Here is a 12,767-nt window from a genome sequence, read left to right as displayed (position 1 = left end):
AACCCAAGCGGGCCGAGCGCCGGGCCGCTCCCAAGCCGGCCCGCATCCCCTCGGGGGATCGGCCGACGTACTCGTCGGACGAGGGGCTCCTGTACTGGAGGCGCGCGATTTGCGGCGTTTTTATCCGGTCAACCGCGGTCTGTTCAAGGCGCCGGCGACCGTGCACGCGCTCGACGGCGTCAGCTTCTCGGTGCAGGCCGGCCGCACGCTGGCCGTGGTCGGCGAGTCCGGCTGCGGCAAGTCCACGCTGGCGCGGCTGCTGACCATGATCGAGTCGCCCACCGCCGGGCAACTGCTGATCGACGGCACCGACGTGACCGAAGCCGACGAGGCCCAGCGCCGCACGCTGCGCCGCCAAATCCAGATCGTCTTCCAGAACCCCTACGGCTCGCTGAACCCGCGCCAGACCGTGGGCGATGCGCTGACCGAACCGCTGCTGGTCAACGACCTCGGGGACGCGAAATCCCGCGAAGCGGACGCCCGCGCGATGATGAAACGGGTCGGCCTGCGCGAGGAGCATTTCCAGCGCTACCCGCACATGTTCTCCGGCGGCCAGCGCCAGCGCATTGCCATTGCCCGCGCGCTGATGCTCAAGCCGCGCGTGCTGGTGCTGGACGAGCCGGTCTCGGCGCTGGACGTGTCCATCCGCGCCCAGGTGCTGAACCTGCTGGCCGACCTGCAGCAGCAACTCGGCGTGGCCTACATCTTCATCTCGCACGACCTCGGCGTGGTCCGCCACGTGGCCGACGACGTGATGGTGATGTACCTCGGCCGCTGCGTCGAACGCGGCCCGCGCGACGCCGTCTTCGACAGCCCGCGCCACCCCTACACCCGCGCCCTGCTCTCCGCCACGCCCACGGTCGACCCTGCGCTGCGCCGAGAACGCATCATCCTCAAGGGCGAACTCCCCTCCCCCATCGACCGCCCCAGCGGCTGCCCCTTCCGCACCCGCTGCCCACTGGCGTTCGACCAGTGCGCGAAAGAGATGCCGCCGCTGGAACTGCGGGGCGAGCAGGATGTGGCTTGCTGGGCTGTGACGAGTTGAACCTTCGTCCAGTGGCGCCATTCCGCCGCGGCGGGCACCACTTGGTTAAACTGAGGACACACCATGTCATCGCCTCCCAAGCTTCCCCCTCAGCCCCGCAAGAAGCCGAGCCCACAGGCTGTACGCCGGGCCGTGGCCAGCTCCACCGCAGTGGAAACGGGACAGAGCGTGGCCGCGCTGGAGGAGAAGCTGCGCAAGCCCTCGCGGCGTTTCGCCCACATCACGCTGGCCCGTTGAGATCTGCCTCGCTGCTGCCCATGGCCGCTGCCACGCATCGGCACATCGGGCCGTAGTTGCCGGCAAGCCCGGCATGAATGGCGCCAATGTACGCAGCCTTCTCGGCTTCCCAACTGCTGTAGTCCAGCGGACCGTGCCCGCCCTGCGCCGCCATCACGTCCGCCAGCAGGCGTGACAAGCGTCCATTTCCCTCCCGGAAGGGGTGGATCAGGATGAATTCAACATGGGTCACCGCGATGGCCTCGATCAGCGCCTCCTCCGCCAAATCGCGGCATGGCGTCCAGCGCGACAGGCAGTCCTTCTCGAACACCGCGAGCAGCCGCTGCACCTGAACTGCGGGCGCAAACAGGAAATCGCCTTTGCTCAGGTTCACCGAGCGCTCCTGCCCTGCCCATGCGTAGACATTCCCCAGCCAAAGCCGGTGCCAGGTCTTCAGATCCTCGACCAACAAGCGCCTGTCTGGCAATTGCTGAACCAACACGTCCTCGTACAGCTGTCCGAGCAGTCCAAGCTCCAGCTCATCCATGTCGTCGGGAGAATCAATACCGACCAGATTGCGCAGCACCTGATCATCTGATCCCGGTTGGAATTCAGCTTCGTTGCCATGGCTGTCGTAGCGGCTCATGCGCGTCGTGCCCGCAGTTCCGCCAACGCCTCCAACGCTCTTCGCGTCGAGGCCTGGCGAGGGTCGTTGAGCTGAATCCGCAGATCCAGCGCTTCCATGAAGCAGGCCTGCGCCTCGTCGAAACGCTGCTGCTCCACCAAGCCGCGACCCCAATGCTGCAGCACGAAGGACTGCAGGCGTGCCCAGCCGTTGCGGCGGCACAGGGCAAGGGCATTGGCAAACACGCCATTCGCTTCGTCTCGCCTGTCGCAGTACTGCAGCGCGGTCGCGTAGGCATTGAAGAACCAGCCGGCGGGCTCGTGCGCGGCTTGGGCCTCGGCTTCAGCAAGCAAGGTTTGCATCAGTTCAAGCGCTTCGCTTTCCCGCCTTGCCGTGGTCAGCATGCTGCCGAGATCCGCTGCGTGTTCGACCGTGGCAAGCATGTCCCCAGCCAGCCGCGCCGCCGCAAACTTGGCGCGGGTCTCCTCGATGCCGATTGCCAGCGCGTCGGGATCAGGAGCGCTGAAGCGGAGGAATTCCATGGGCGTGGCGGGTTGCGCTTGCATGGCCTGATTCTCCACGCGTCAACCTGCCCTCGGCGGGGGCGCTTTCGCGTCGTCATCCGTCACGGCCAGGCTCTGGCGCAATGCCGTGAGCAACGCCTCCCAACGGCGGCGTGAACGTGCCGGTGCAAACAAGTGCATCTCATAGCGAGGCAGTGCTTCCTGCAGGCGCAGCGGGACGATCTGGCCGGGTGGGCTGCTGGCCAGCAGGGCTGGGTGGGGCAGCACGGCGAGCAGGTCGGCGTGGGTCATCAGTTGCAGCAGGCAGGCGTAGTCGGGACAGGAGGCGACCACGCGCGGGGGCGGCATGCGGCGCACCGCAAAGGCTTCTTGCAGCACGTCCACCGGCCCCGCCACGCTGGGGCCGACGATGGCCCACGGAGCGGCCTGCAGTTCGGTGAGCGAACGCGCTTTGGCCAAAGGGTGCTGCCGGCGGGCGTAAGCCTGCGGGGTGATCTGGTACAGCGGCTCGCAGGCCAGGCCGACGCCAGCCCAGGCGCGTGGGCGTGGCGAAATCACCAGGTCCAGCTCGCCGGCAGACAGGCGTGCCAGCAGGCGCCCTTCATCGGCGCTGGCCAGGTCCAGCCGGCGTGGTGGACGCCCATCGCACCAGAGTGCGTACAGCACCGGGCCGCAGACCAGCGCGGCCGAAGGCGTGAGGCCGACACGCAGCAGGTCACGCTTGCTCGCAGCAGGATGCGCGGCCTGCGTCAGCGCCGTCAACTGCTCGGCAATGTCGGTGCTGCGGGACGCCGCTTGCAGCGCCACCCCGGTTGGCACCAGCACGCGCCCGGACCGGGTGAACAAGGGCGCGCCGAAATGCCGTTGCAGCTGGCGCATGCCGTGGCTGACCGCTGGTTGCGATACGCCGGCCGCCTGCGCCGCAGCGGCGAAGCTGCCGTGCGCAATGACCAGCCGGAGGTAGTGCAGGTAGCGCAGATTCATAAAAGCCGTTGATGGATCAGCCGCCATTCTGGCTTGCCCGGCTGCCCGCTGCCTGGAACCATGGCGGCACCGAACCACCACCCCGGAGCACGCCATGAGCGACATCGCCCTGAACACCGTGCGCAGCTACCTGCGCCACCTGCATGCCAGCGACACCGCGGGGCTCATCGCCAGCTTCGAGGACGACGGTTTGGTGCATTCGCCCTTCCTGGGCACCATGGCCGCGCGGGACTTTTTCCCCAAGCTCGCCTCGGCCTCCAGCCAGAGCGTGATCACGCTGATCGACCTGTTTGCCTCGGTGCAGCTGGCCGACGACACGCTGCGCGTGGCCGCCTACTTCCGCTACGACTGGACGCTGAGCGACGGCCGCCTGGTCGACTTCACCTGCGTGGACGTGTTCAGCTTCCGCCCTGGCAGCGCGCGCATCGCGCAGATGCACATCGTCTACGACACCCATCCGCTGCGCGAACAGGTGGGCGACAAGTACGCGCCCAGCCCGGCGATCAGCGCCTGAGCCAGGACGGCTTGGCAACCGGGTCGAGAGACCCGCAGGGACCTCAGCCCATGCGCAACCCCACCAGCACCGGCTGGTAGAACACATCATCCAGACGCCGCACATCGAGGAAGCCCACCGCCCGCATCAGTTGCAGCAGCGTGTCGATGCTCACCGCGTGGTAGACCGAGCGCATCACATGGGTCTGCACCGTCTGGCTGGCTTGGTCTTCCTCGACGAAGAAAAAGGCGATGTGGCAGAGGTCGGCTTGTGGCGCGCCATCAGCGCCAGCGGGGCGCGACTCGAAGTCCCAGACCTGAAACAGCAGGAAGCGTTTGCCGTCCTGCTCGCGCACGCCGTAGGGCTTGACGATGCCGCGGCCGCGGGGCTCGGCGGCGTAATCGCGCAGGCTGATGACACACCCGCCGCCGGGTGAAAGGCAGTCGTGCATTTGCTGCAGCGCCTGACGCAGGTCGGCTTCGGTGAGCAGGTGCGGCAGCGAGTTGTCGGCGCACAGCACGGCGTCGAACCCGCCGCCGTGATGGGTGTGGGCCTGGCGCATGTCGGCCACCGAAAACGCAATGTCCAGGCCCTGTTTCGCGGCCTCCTCGCGCGCCCGCGCCACCGCGCCGGGCGACAGGTCGGACGCCGTCACCGCGTGGCCTTGCTGCGCCAGCCCCAGCGCCTGCGTGCCAATGCCGCAAGCAAGGTCCAGCACCCGGCGCTGCGGCGTGGCCCGCGGCCACTCACGCTGCATCAGCGCCGAAAGCTGCTCGCCCTGGCGCCGCACACTCGCGGGCCAGTCCGGATAGACCAGGTGGTAGAGCGGCGCCAGTGCGTCGTAGAACGCTGCATCTTCCGTCGGCTCGCCAGCCGTCACGCCTGATCCTGCAGCCGCCTGGCAAGCAACGCATATTCCTTCGGCCGGTCCCGCTTCATCGTCTCCAACAACACGCCGATGCGATCCATGTCGGCCTTGAGCTTGCGCAGCTTCAGGGCTTCGATCTTTTGGTGTGTGTCCTCCAGCCCTTTGAGGGCGTCTTCGACAGCGTCCGCATCGACCCCAGCCCGGCCAAGCTGGCCCAGCACGACCTCGGTCAACCAGCCCAACTGCTTGCCGTAAGAGGCGACATCAAACGCCTGGCGCTCAATGTCCTTGTCGCCGGACTGCGGTGCAATGCCATTGAAGAACGCGCTGAGGTTGGGCTCGATCTGCTGAGCCACGGCGCCGCTCCAGGGAAAATGGTACTGCGGCGCCCAGAGCACGAACCAAGGCAGAAACATGGTGACCTCCCGCTTGTCGACAGCCTTGACTATCCCCCGCCCCGTCCGGTGACGCAACGCCTACATTAGGGACCGGCCACCGGGCACGCGATCTGCCCAGCGAACAGTTCCATCCTTCGCGCGAGGAAACCCCATGCAACTCGAAGGCAGCTGCCACTGCGGCAGTGTCAAGTTCTCGGTCCGGTCGGCGCAGCCGGTGCCGTTCATGCGCTGCTATTGCACGATCTGCCGCAAGACCGCTGGTGGCGGCGGGTTTGCGATCAACCTCGGGGCGGACTTCGGCACGCTGAAGGTCACGGGCAGGCGCTACCTGCGGGTGTACCGCGCCCTCATCGAGCGCGACGGCAACACCGAAGAGAGCACCGGCCAGCGCCACTTCTGCGTGCGCTGCGGCAGCGCGCTGTGGCTTTACGACCCGACCTGGCCGGACCTGGTGCACCCGCATGCCAGCGCCATCGACACGCCGCTGCCCCAGCCACCCTCGCATGTGCACCTGATGCTGGGTTCCAAGCCCGCGTGGGTTCCGGTGGAAGGCCTGCCGGGCGACCCGCGCTACGATGAATACCCGCCGATGTCGCTTGCCGAGTGGCACGCGCAGCATGGGCTGACCTCGCCCTGATGGCCGATCCGCGGCCCTGCCTTCCGCGGTGGACAGGCTCGCCATGCCAGGGCACAGTCGCCTCACTTCCACCTCCTGACCGGACAAAGGACTTGCCATGGCCACCCGTGGATTCTTCGGCATGCGGCCCAGCGCCGAAACGGCCAAGCGCCTGCCGCCCGGGCAGCACCTGACGCCGGATTTCCCGGTGCTGTCCTTCGGCCCCACCCCGCGCGTGGACCTGGCGAGCTGGCGCTTCACCTTGAAGCATGGCGCCCGGCCGCTGGCCAGCTGGACCTGGGACGAATTCCAGGCCCTGCCGCAGACCGAATGGAAAGGCGACATCCACTGCGTGACGACCTGGTCCAAGTTCAACACCGCCTGGCAAGGCGTGACGCTGGACGACCTGTTCGCCGCGGCCGGCATCACGCCGCCCACGCCCTTCCTGCTCGCCCAGTCCTTCGACGACTACACGACCAACGTGCCGCTGGCCGACGTGGTGGGCGGCAAGGCGATGATCGCCACCCACTTCGGCGGGGAGCCGCTGGCGCCCGAGCACGGCGGGCCGGCGCGCCTGCTGGTGCCGCACCTGTACTTCTGGAAAAGCGCGAAGTGGGTCAACGGCCTGAAGTTCACCGAGCGTGACGAAGCCGGTTTCTGGGAGCTGCGCGGGTACCACATGTATGGCGACCCATGGCGCGAGCAGCGCTTCTCGGACGATCCGTGAGCGCAGTACCAACCCCTGCGGCTTCGCCCTGGCTCGAAGCGACGGTCGACGAAGTGCAGCGCCACGGACCGCGCGCGCTCAGCCTGTTCCTGAACAGCCCGCTGCCGCCGCACCAGGCGGGCCAGCATGTGGACATCAGGTTGGTCGCAGAAGACGGCTACGAGGCACGGCGCAGCTACTCCATTGCCTCGGCACCCGGTGCAGCGCGGCTGGAGCTGCTGATCGAGCGGCTGGACAACGGCGAGGTCTCGCCCTATTTCCACGAGGTGACGGTTGCCGGCGACGTGCTGGAACTGCGCGGGCCCATCGGCGGCCATTTCGTCTGGCGCGCCAGCCAGCCGGGACCGCTGCTGCTGGTGGCCGGTGGCTCCGGCATTGCGCCGCTGATGGCGATGCTGCGCCACCGCGCGGCCACCCGGGCACCGGTCGACACGCTGCTGCTCTACAGCGCCAGGACTTGGGATGAACTGGTCTACCGCGACGAACTGGCCATGATGGCCGCGCAGGACACCCGCTTGCACTTCACCGCGGTGACCACACGCGAACCGGCTCGCCGCCCCGGCGACTTTTCGCAGCGGCTGGACCGCGCCGCGCTGGCCGCGGCGCTGCAGCGCTGGGGCCGGCAGCCGCAGGACGTGTACGTGTGCGGCGCCACCGGTTTTGTCGAGACGGTGGCCGCAGCGCTGGTGGACCTGGGCGTGCCGGCCTCCAGCATCCGCACCGAGCGCTACGGCGGGCTGAGCTGAGCAGGCTGCGAGAATCGGCGCATGTCAGACGCACCCGCCGCACCGCCCGACCAGCCCCCGAGCAAGCCGCCCGGCCAGCCCAAGAACCCGCTGCATGGCCTGACGCTGGAGGCCATGCTGCAGGCCCTGGTCGCCTACTTCGGCTGGGAAGGCCTGGCCGAGCAGGTGCCGGTGCGCTGCTTCGCGCTGGACCCGAGCATCGGCTCCAGCCTGAAGTTCCTGCGCAAGACGCCGTGGGCCCGCGAGAAGGTCGAAAGCCTGTACCTGTTCATGCTGCGCGAGCAGCGGCGCGAAGCGCGCTGAGGCCTCGAGTCAGGCCATGGCCTGCGTGGCGGACAGGTACTGGTGGATGGCCGCGACCACCGCGGCGCCTTCGCCAATCGCCCCGCCCACGCGCTTGACCGAGCCGGCGCGCACATCCCCCACCGCGAACACGCCGGGAATGCTGGACTCCAGCGCCGAGGGCACATGGCCGCTGATCTTGCAGACAGTGCCCTGGCCGGTGAGCACAAAGCCATGCCGGTCCAGCTTCACGTCGCAGCCTGCCAGCCAGCGCGTTTCGGGTTCGGCGCCGACGAACAGGAAGACGTTGCGCACCGGATGGGTTTCGACCTCGCCGCCATTGCGCCGGCGCCAGCTGGTGGCCTCCAGGCCGGTGCGGTGGTCGCCATGCAGCTCGGTGATCTCGGTGCGGGTCAGCAGCTCGATGTTGGGCGTGGCTTCGATGCGGTCGATCAGGTAGCGCGACATGGTGGCCCCCAGGCTGGGCCCGCGCACCAGCATTCGCACGCGCGAGGCATGCTGCGACAGGAACACGGCGGCCTGGCCGGCGGAATTGCCGCCACCCACCAGCGCGACCTCGGTCTTGGCGCAGATGCGCGCCTCCAGCGCCGAGGCCCAGTAGGAAATGCCGCGGCCTTCGAACTCTTCGAGGCGCGGCACCGCAGGCCGTTTGTAGCGCGCGCCGCTGGCAATCACCACGGTGCGGGCGCACAGCCGCCGGCCGTCGGTGAGCAGGATGGACAGGCCGCCGCCGGGCTGGTCGCGCGTGCAGTCCAGCGAGGCCACTTCGGACGGAATGAGCATCTCCGCGCCGAACTTCTGCGCCTGCACATAGGCCCGCCCGGCCAGCGCCTGGCCGGTGATGCCGGTGGGGAAACCGAGGTAATTCTCGATGCGTGCGCTGGCACCTGCCTGGCCGCCGTAGGCCCTGCAGTCCAGCACCGCCACGCGCAAGCCTTCGGAGGCGGCATACACCGCCGTCGACAGGCCTGCCGGACCGGCGCCCACCACCGCCACGTCGAACACCTCGTCGAACTCCTCGGTGCTGACCATGCCTGCGCAACGCGCCAGCGCGCCTTCGTTGGGGTTGACCAGCACCGCGCCGCTGGGGCAGACGGCCACCACATCGCTGGCCTTGGCGTCGTATTGCACGGCCAGCGCCTTGGCGGTCTCGTCCTGCTCGGGGTCCACCACATGGTGCGGCTGGCCGTTGCGGCTCAGGAAGCTTTGCAGGCGCAGCACGTCCGGCGAATTCGGCGCGCCGATCAGCACCGGCCCGCTGCCGCCGGATTCGATCAGCGAGACGCGTCGCAGGATCAGCGCGCGCACCATGCGCTCGCCGAGGTCGGCCTCGGCAATGATGAGCGCGCGCAACTGGTCCGGCGGGATCAGCAGCACCTCGACAGGCGTCTCGGCATGGCCGTCCACCAGCGACGGGCGGCCGGACAGCTGGCCCACCTCGGCCAGGAACTGCCCGCGGTCCTGCGACAGGATGGGCGTGACGCGGCCCAGGCCGTCGCGCTGGGTGATGGCCACGGTGCCGGCCAGCACCACGAACATGCCTGGGCCCGGCTCGCCCGCGGTGAACAGGCAGCTGCCGGGCGCGTAGTGCTGCACGGTGCCGAAGCGGCCGACGCGCTCGATCTCGGCATCGGTCAGCGCCGGGAACATCTGCGCCCGGCGGCTGTTGAAGGTGTTGTAGGGCGTGTACGGCGCAACTTCGTCAGCCATGCGGTTCTCCGATGAGGCAAGCGGGTCAGGCGTAGCTTAAGGCGTGGCGGCCGCGCTGGCATCGGCACAAGGGCATAGCGCTTTCGCCGCCCCCGAACACAGCCCTCGTCCCTGCGGATGCCAGGCTGACAGGCTGCCGCCAAGACATGGGCGCAGCGGCGCACGGCCACCGGAGTGCCGGCACTGCTGAGGTCGTCGCCTGAGGCGACGATTCAGCGGGCGCCGCCTTGCAGCGCAGCGAAAGCCGCGGTCAGGTCGAACAGCTCTTCGTCGATCGCGTCCTGCCGCTGCTTGTGGAAGCTGGCGCGCAGGCCGGCCAGCAGTTCCTCGATGTTCCTGTCGGCCCGCTCCATCGCGGCCAGCCGGCTGGCGTTTTCGCTTGCCAGGGACTCGGCGCAGGCTTGGAAAAGCGAAATGAACAGGTGCTGGCGAATCAACACCCGCAGCACCGGGGCGCCGTCGACTATCAACTCGGGCTGGCGCCGGGCGGGCCAGGCTTGCCGCTGCAGTCCGGCGCGCCAGGCGTCATCCAGCGGCAGCAGGGTCTCTTCCGCGGGCTCGACTGCAGAAGCCGCCCGCATCCGGTTGAAGAAAAGCCGGATGCGGGACGATGCGACCTGGCCCGGATGCGACTCGGTGGCCAGCAGCAGGCGCTCGACCAGCGGCGCGATGCCCTGTACCGAAGCGGGCACCGGCTGCGAGCCGACGACGGATGCGCCTGCATCCACCAGCAAGGCCCTGGCCCGCTCACCCACCACCCAGACCGGACAGCCACCAGGCGCCGACCGCAGCGCCTGCAGCACACGCTCGACCAGCACCTCGTTGAACTGCCCCACCAGGCCCTGGTCGGAGCCGAACACGACCAAGCCTGTCGCCGCTGCCTCGCGGCCGGGCCGCGCCGGCGCAGCAGCTTCAAAGGACTGCATCTGCCGCAGGCACGCGCCCAGGCCCTGGTTCACGGTGAGGCGGTAGTCGGCCAGCGCCAGCACGGCCTGTTCGTACTGGCGGATGCTCGCGGCGGCCAGCGCCCGCATGGTCCGCACGACGGACTGCAGGTCGCTGGCAGCGCCCATCTGGTGGCGCAGCGCTGCGGTCGAGTCCGTCACGGCGCCGCTTCGGCGAAGGGCCGCAGGGCCGAGCGTGCGAGGGCGACCAGCGCGGCGGCGTCGCCCTCGCCCAGCTTGCCGGCCTGCGCCAGGCCTGCGATCAGCGCAGGCGGCATGGCCGCCACCGCGTGCCGCACGGCCTGCTCGGCCTCGGCCATGCGGGCCAGCGGCACGGTGTCGAAAAGCCCTGCGCTCAGGGCGCCCAGGATCAGCACCTGCTCGGGCACCGACAAAGGATCGGCCTGCGCCTGCTTCAGGCAGGCCCGGATGCGCTGCCCGTGTGCAATCACCTGCTGGCTGCGTTCGTCCAGGCGGGCGCCGAACTTCGAGAAAGCCTCCAGCTCCTCGAACTGTGCGTAGGCCAGCTTGAGGTCGCCGGCCACGGCGCGCAAGCTGCCCAGCTGTGCCTTGCCGCCGACCCGCGAGACCGACTGGCCCACGTCGACCGCCGGCAGCACGCCCAGCTCGAACAGCCGCGGCGACAGGCAGATCTGCCCATCGGTGATGGAGATCAGGTTGGTCGGGATGTAGGCCGACATGTCCTGCGCCTCGGTCTCGACGATGGGCAAGGCCGTGAGCGAGCCGCCGCCGCGCTCTGCGCTGAGGTGGGTGGCGCGTTCCAGCAGCCGGGCGTGAAGGTAGAAGATGTCGCCAGGGAAAGCTTCGCGGCCGGGCGGCCGCTGCAGCAGCAGCGACAGTTCACGGTACGCGCGGGCGTGCTGGGTGAGGTCGTCGTAGACGATCAGCACATCCCGCCCGGCTTCCATGAAGTGCTCGGCAATGCTGGTGGCGGCATACGGCGCGATGTAGGCCAACCCCGGCGCCTGCTGGCCTTCGCAGACAAGCACCACCGTGTAGTCCAGCGCCCCATGCTCGCGCAGCGTGGCCACCGCCTTGGCCACCGCCGAGGCCCGCTGACGAATCGCGCAGTACACGCACAGCACGTTCTTGCCGCGCTGGTTCAGGATGGCGTCGATGGCAATCGCCGTCTTGCCCGTCTGGCGGTCGCCGAGGATCAGCTCGCGCTGGCCGCGGCCCACGGGAATCAGCGCGTCGACGACCTTGACGCCGGTCTGCAGCGGCATGCTCACCGCCGCGCGTTCCATGATGGGCGCGGCGGGCCGCTCCACGGGCAGCCGGCTGCTGGCGCGCACCGGCCCCAGGGCATCCAGCGGCCGGCACAGCGGGTCGATGACGCGGCCCAGCAAGCCCTCGCCCACGGCCACGTCCATCACGCGGCCCGTGCGCTCGACCGGATCGCCTGCGCGCAGGCGCCAGTACGCGTCCAGCAGCACCACGCCCACGCCGTCTTCGTCGATGTCGAACGCGATGCCGTAGACCTCCCCGGGGAAGCGGACCAGTTCGTCGAACGCGACATTCGGCAGGCCCGTGACCCTGGCCACGCCCGCGGCCACGTGCGTGACGGTGCCGACCTCGCTCAGGCCCAGCACCGGGGCGTGCTCCGTCCTGGCCTCGGCCATGGCGGCGAACAGCCGCTGGACCGCGCGCTGCGGTGCGTTGGTTTCGGCATTCACTGGACTACCTTCGCGCTGACGCGCTTCGGTTTCGCCCTTGGGGCGGCCCGGCGGGTTCATGCGGCGCCCTGGGCTTGCACCGCCCCGGCTGCCTCCGGCCGCGCGCCCTGCTGTTGGCGGGCCAGCAGCTCGGCGAACACCTGTGCGATGCCGTCCAGGTGCTGCGCAATGCTCCATGAAAGCTTCTGGCCGCCGGCCACCAGCTCGAGGCCGCAGACGAGGTCTGGCGCGACGACGAACTGCAGCCCGGTGACGGCGCCCAAGGTCTCGGTCAATGCGGCCTGGATCTCGGCGCGCTGGGCCTCCGGAAGCGCGAAGGCGCTGTTCAGCCGGGGTGCCGCCGTGGGCACGGCCAGCGCGGCGGCGAGCGCCTGCCGGTCGGCCGCGTCCAGCGCATGCAGCCGCTGCACGAAGGCGCGGGTGGCCAGCGCTTCGAGTTCGGTCGAGGCCAAATCGGCGAGCACCTTGCGGGAGATGGCGAAGACCTCGCGGCTGGCGCCGTCGCGCAGCTCGGCTTCCAGCGTGGCGGCCTGCTCGCGCAGCGCGTCGAGCCGGCGCGCGCTCAACGCATCGGCGGCCTGGCGCGCGGCGGCGATCAGCCGGGCCTGCTCGGCGTCGGCCTCGCGCCTGGCCTGCGCCAGCAGTTCGGCCCGGTCACGCTCGAACGCGGCGCTCTTCTGCGCAAAGCTGTCCTGCTGCGCCTGGGCCTGCTGGGCGATGGCCTTGGCGTCGGCGATCTGCGTGGCGATCTGCGCCTCGCGCGCGTCCACCGCGTCCAGCACAGGCTGGTAGAGGAAGCGCCTGAGCAATGCCACCAGGATCACGAAATTGAGCGCCTGGGCGCCCACGGTGAACCAGTCGATCAGCATGG

At 69.4% G+C, this 12,767-nt stretch carries 16 protein-coding genes; 7 read left to right on the top strand and 9 right to left on the bottom strand.

What is annotated here, in order from left to right; genetic code table 11:
• The first annotated feature begins 94 nt into the window (after nucleotides 1–94).
• Both ACAH41_RS07700 and ACAH41_RS07695 read left to right on the top strand, forming a co-directional pair.
• On the top strand, nucleotides 95–1,045 hold the full coding sequence (locus ACAH41_RS07700; RefSeq protein ID WP_325649431.1) for a dipeptide ABC transporter ATP-binding protein: 951 nt from the start codon (nucleotides 95–97) through the stop codon (nucleotides 1,043–1,045).
• A 63-nt stretch (nucleotides 1,046–1,108) separates the two neighbouring features.
• Nucleotides 1,109–1,282 (top strand): hypothetical protein, encoded by a 174-nt coding sequence (locus ACAH41_RS07695; RefSeq protein WP_325649316.1) that lies wholly within the window; start codon nucleotides 1,109–1,111, stop codon nucleotides 1,280–1,282.
• Here ACAH41_RS07695 and ACAH41_RS07690 read toward each other — a convergent pair.
• The 3 genes from ACAH41_RS07690 to ACAH41_RS07680 are packed head-to-tail and all read right to left on the bottom strand — an operon-like array spanning nucleotide 1,266 to nucleotide 3,394.
• Nucleotides 1,266–1,907, bottom strand: a complete 642-nt coding sequence (locus ACAH41_RS07690; RefSeq protein ID WP_325649314.1) for a Fic family protein — start codon at nucleotides 1,905–1,907, stop codon at nucleotides 1,266–1,268. The genes ACAH41_RS07695 and ACAH41_RS07690 overlap by 17 nt on opposite strands.
• Nucleotides 1,904–2,452 carry a hypothetical protein gene (locus ACAH41_RS07685; RefSeq protein WP_370538240.1) on the bottom strand — a complete coding sequence of 183 codons (549 nt, stop codon included), beginning with the start codon at nucleotides 2,450–2,452 and terminating at the stop codon, nucleotides 1,904–1,906. The genes ACAH41_RS07690 and ACAH41_RS07685 overlap by 4 nt, the downstream gene beginning before the upstream one ends.
• An 18-nt stretch (nucleotides 2,453–2,470) precedes the next feature.
• Nucleotides 2,471–3,394, bottom strand: a complete 924-nt coding sequence (locus tag ACAH41_RS07680; RefSeq protein WP_325649310.1) for a LysR family transcriptional regulator — start codon at nucleotides 3,392–3,394, stop codon at nucleotides 2,471–2,473.
• Nucleotides 3,395–3,488: 94 nt separating this feature from the next.
• Here ACAH41_RS07680 and ACAH41_RS07675 point away from each other — a divergent pair, with 94 nt between their 5' ends.
• The gene (locus ACAH41_RS07675; RefSeq protein ID WP_325649308.1) at nucleotides 3,489–3,908 is read left to right on the top strand and encodes a nuclear transport factor 2 family protein; all 420 of its coding nucleotides are present in this window, start codon (nucleotides 3,489–3,491) and stop codon (nucleotides 3,906–3,908) included.
• Between the two features lie 43 nt (nucleotides 3,909–3,951).
• On the opposite strand, the gene ACAH41_RS07670 is transcribed toward ACAH41_RS07675, so the two are convergent.
• On the bottom strand, nucleotides 3,952–4,767 hold the full coding sequence (locus tag ACAH41_RS07670; RefSeq protein ID WP_325649306.1) for a class I SAM-dependent methyltransferase: 816 nt from the start codon (nucleotides 4,765–4,767) through the stop codon (nucleotides 3,952–3,954).
• Complete coding sequence (locus ACAH41_RS07665; RefSeq protein WP_325649304.1) at nucleotides 4,764–5,171, bottom strand: hypothetical protein; 408 nt, start codon at nucleotides 5,169–5,171, stop codon at nucleotides 4,764–4,766. Before ACAH41_RS07665 ends, ACAH41_RS07670 begins: the two co-directional genes overlap by 4 nt.
• Before the next feature lie 133 nt (nucleotides 5,172–5,304).
• Between ACAH41_RS07665 and ACAH41_RS07660 the strand changes: the two genes are divergently transcribed.
• The 4 genes from ACAH41_RS07660 (at nucleotide 5,305) to ACAH41_RS07645 (ending at nucleotide 7,545) form a co-directional block, all read left to right on the top strand.
• A complete protein-coding gene (locus ACAH41_RS07660) occupies nucleotides 5,305–5,790 on the top strand; it encodes a GFA family protein (RefSeq protein ID WP_325649302.1) in 486 nt (161 codons plus the stop codon).
• A gap of 97 nt (nucleotides 5,791–5,887) precedes the next feature.
• Complete coding sequence (locus ACAH41_RS07655) at nucleotides 5,888–6,496, top strand: sulfite oxidase-like oxidoreductase (protein WP_325649300.1); 609 nt, start codon at nucleotides 5,888–5,890, stop codon at nucleotides 6,494–6,496.
• On the top strand, nucleotides 6,493–7,242 hold the full coding sequence (locus ACAH41_RS07650) for a ferredoxin reductase (protein ID WP_325649298.1): 750 nt from the start codon (nucleotides 6,493–6,495) through the stop codon (nucleotides 7,240–7,242). Before ACAH41_RS07655 ends, ACAH41_RS07650 begins: the two co-directional genes overlap by 4 nt.
• Nucleotides 7,243–7,263: 21 nt before the next feature.
• Nucleotides 7,264–7,545, top strand: a complete 282-nt coding sequence (locus ACAH41_RS07645) for a VF530 family DNA-binding protein (protein WP_141289042.1) — start codon at nucleotides 7,264–7,266, stop codon at nucleotides 7,543–7,545.
• A gap of 9 nt (nucleotides 7,546–7,554) precedes the next feature.
• Here the strand turns inward: ACAH41_RS07645 and ACAH41_RS07640 are convergent, their stop codons facing one another.
• The 4 genes from ACAH41_RS07640 to ACAH41_RS07625 form a co-directional block, all read right to left on the bottom strand.
• Complete coding sequence (locus ACAH41_RS07640) at nucleotides 7,555–9,255, bottom strand: FAD-dependent oxidoreductase (protein WP_325649295.1); 1,701 nt, start codon at nucleotides 9,253–9,255, stop codon at nucleotides 7,555–7,557.
• A gap of 212 nt (nucleotides 9,256–9,467) precedes the next feature.
• Nucleotides 9,468–10,361 carry a F0F1 ATP synthase subunit gamma gene (locus ACAH41_RS07635; RefSeq protein ID WP_325649293.1) on the bottom strand — a complete coding sequence of 298 codons (894 nt, stop codon included), beginning with the start codon at nucleotides 10,359–10,361 and terminating at the stop codon, nucleotides 9,468–9,470.
• Nucleotides 10,358–11,956 (bottom strand): alternate F1F0 ATPase, F1 subunit alpha, encoded by a 1,599-nt coding sequence (locus ACAH41_RS07630; protein ID WP_370538239.1) that lies wholly within the window; start codon nucleotides 11,954–11,956, stop codon nucleotides 10,358–10,360. Before ACAH41_RS07630 ends, ACAH41_RS07635 begins: the two co-directional genes overlap by 4 nt.
• Nucleotides 11,953–12,765: a F0F1 ATP synthase subunit B gene (locus ACAH41_RS07625; protein WP_325649291.1), complete on the bottom strand. Its 813-nt coding sequence runs from the start codon at nucleotides 12,763–12,765 to the stop codon at nucleotides 11,953–11,955. The genes ACAH41_RS07630 and ACAH41_RS07625 overlap by 4 nt, the downstream gene beginning before the upstream one ends.
• Between the last annotated feature and the right edge of the window lie 2 nt (nucleotides 12,766–12,767).

The sequence above is a fragment of the Ideonella sp. genome (genome assembly GCF_041287625.1).
In the GTDB taxonomy this organism is placed as follows: domain Bacteria; phylum Pseudomonadota; class Gammaproteobacteria; order Burkholderiales; family Burkholderiaceae_C; genus Ideonella.
This window is presented reverse-complemented; position numbering and strand designations above follow the sequence as displayed.

Bases quoted from the DNA above. Each gene is read 5' to 3' on its own strand.
- ACAH41_RS07695 (WP_325649316.1), top strand. From the start codon at position 1,109: ATGTCATCGCCTCCCAAGCTTCCCCCTCAGCCCCGCAAGAAGCCGAGC.
- ACAH41_RS07690 (WP_325649314.1), bottom strand. From the start codon at position 1,907: ATGAGCCGCTACGACAGCCATGGCAACGAAGCTGAATTCCAACCGGGA.
- ACAH41_RS07685 (WP_370538240.1), bottom strand. From the start codon at position 2,452: ATGCAAGCGCAACCCGCCACGCCCATGGAATTCCTCCGCTTCAGCGCT.
- ACAH41_RS07680 (WP_325649310.1), bottom strand. From the start codon at position 3,394: ATGAATCTGCGCTACCTGCACTACCTCCGGCTGGTCATTGCGCACGGC.
- ACAH41_RS07675 (WP_325649308.1), top strand. From the start codon at position 3,489: ATGAGCGACATCGCCCTGAACACCGTGCGCAGCTACCTGCGCCACCTG.
- ACAH41_RS07665 (WP_325649304.1), bottom strand. From the start codon at position 5,171: ATGTTTCTGCCTTGGTTCGTGCTCTGGGCGCCGCAGTACCATTTTCCC.
- ACAH41_RS07660 (WP_325649302.1), top strand. From the start codon at position 5,305: ATGCAACTCGAAGGCAGCTGCCACTGCGGCAGTGTCAAGTTCTCGGTC.
- ACAH41_RS07655 (WP_325649300.1), top strand. From the start codon at position 5,888: ATGGCCACCCGTGGATTCTTCGGCATGCGGCCCAGCGCCGAAACGGCC.
- ACAH41_RS07645 (WP_141289042.1), top strand. From the start codon at position 7,264: ATGTCAGACGCACCCGCCGCACCGCCCGACCAGCCCCCGAGCAAGCCG.
- ACAH41_RS07640 (WP_325649295.1), bottom strand. From the start codon at position 9,255: ATGGCTGACGAAGTTGCGCCGTACACGCCCTACAACACCTTCAACAGC.
- ACAH41_RS07630 (WP_370538239.1), bottom strand. From the start codon at position 11,956: ATGAACCCGCCGGGCCGCCCCAAGGGCGAAACCGAAGCGCGTCAGCGC.
- ACAH41_RS07625 (WP_325649291.1), bottom strand. From the start codon at position 12,765: ATGCTGATCGACTGGTTCACCGTGGGCGCCCAGGCGCTCAATTTCGTG.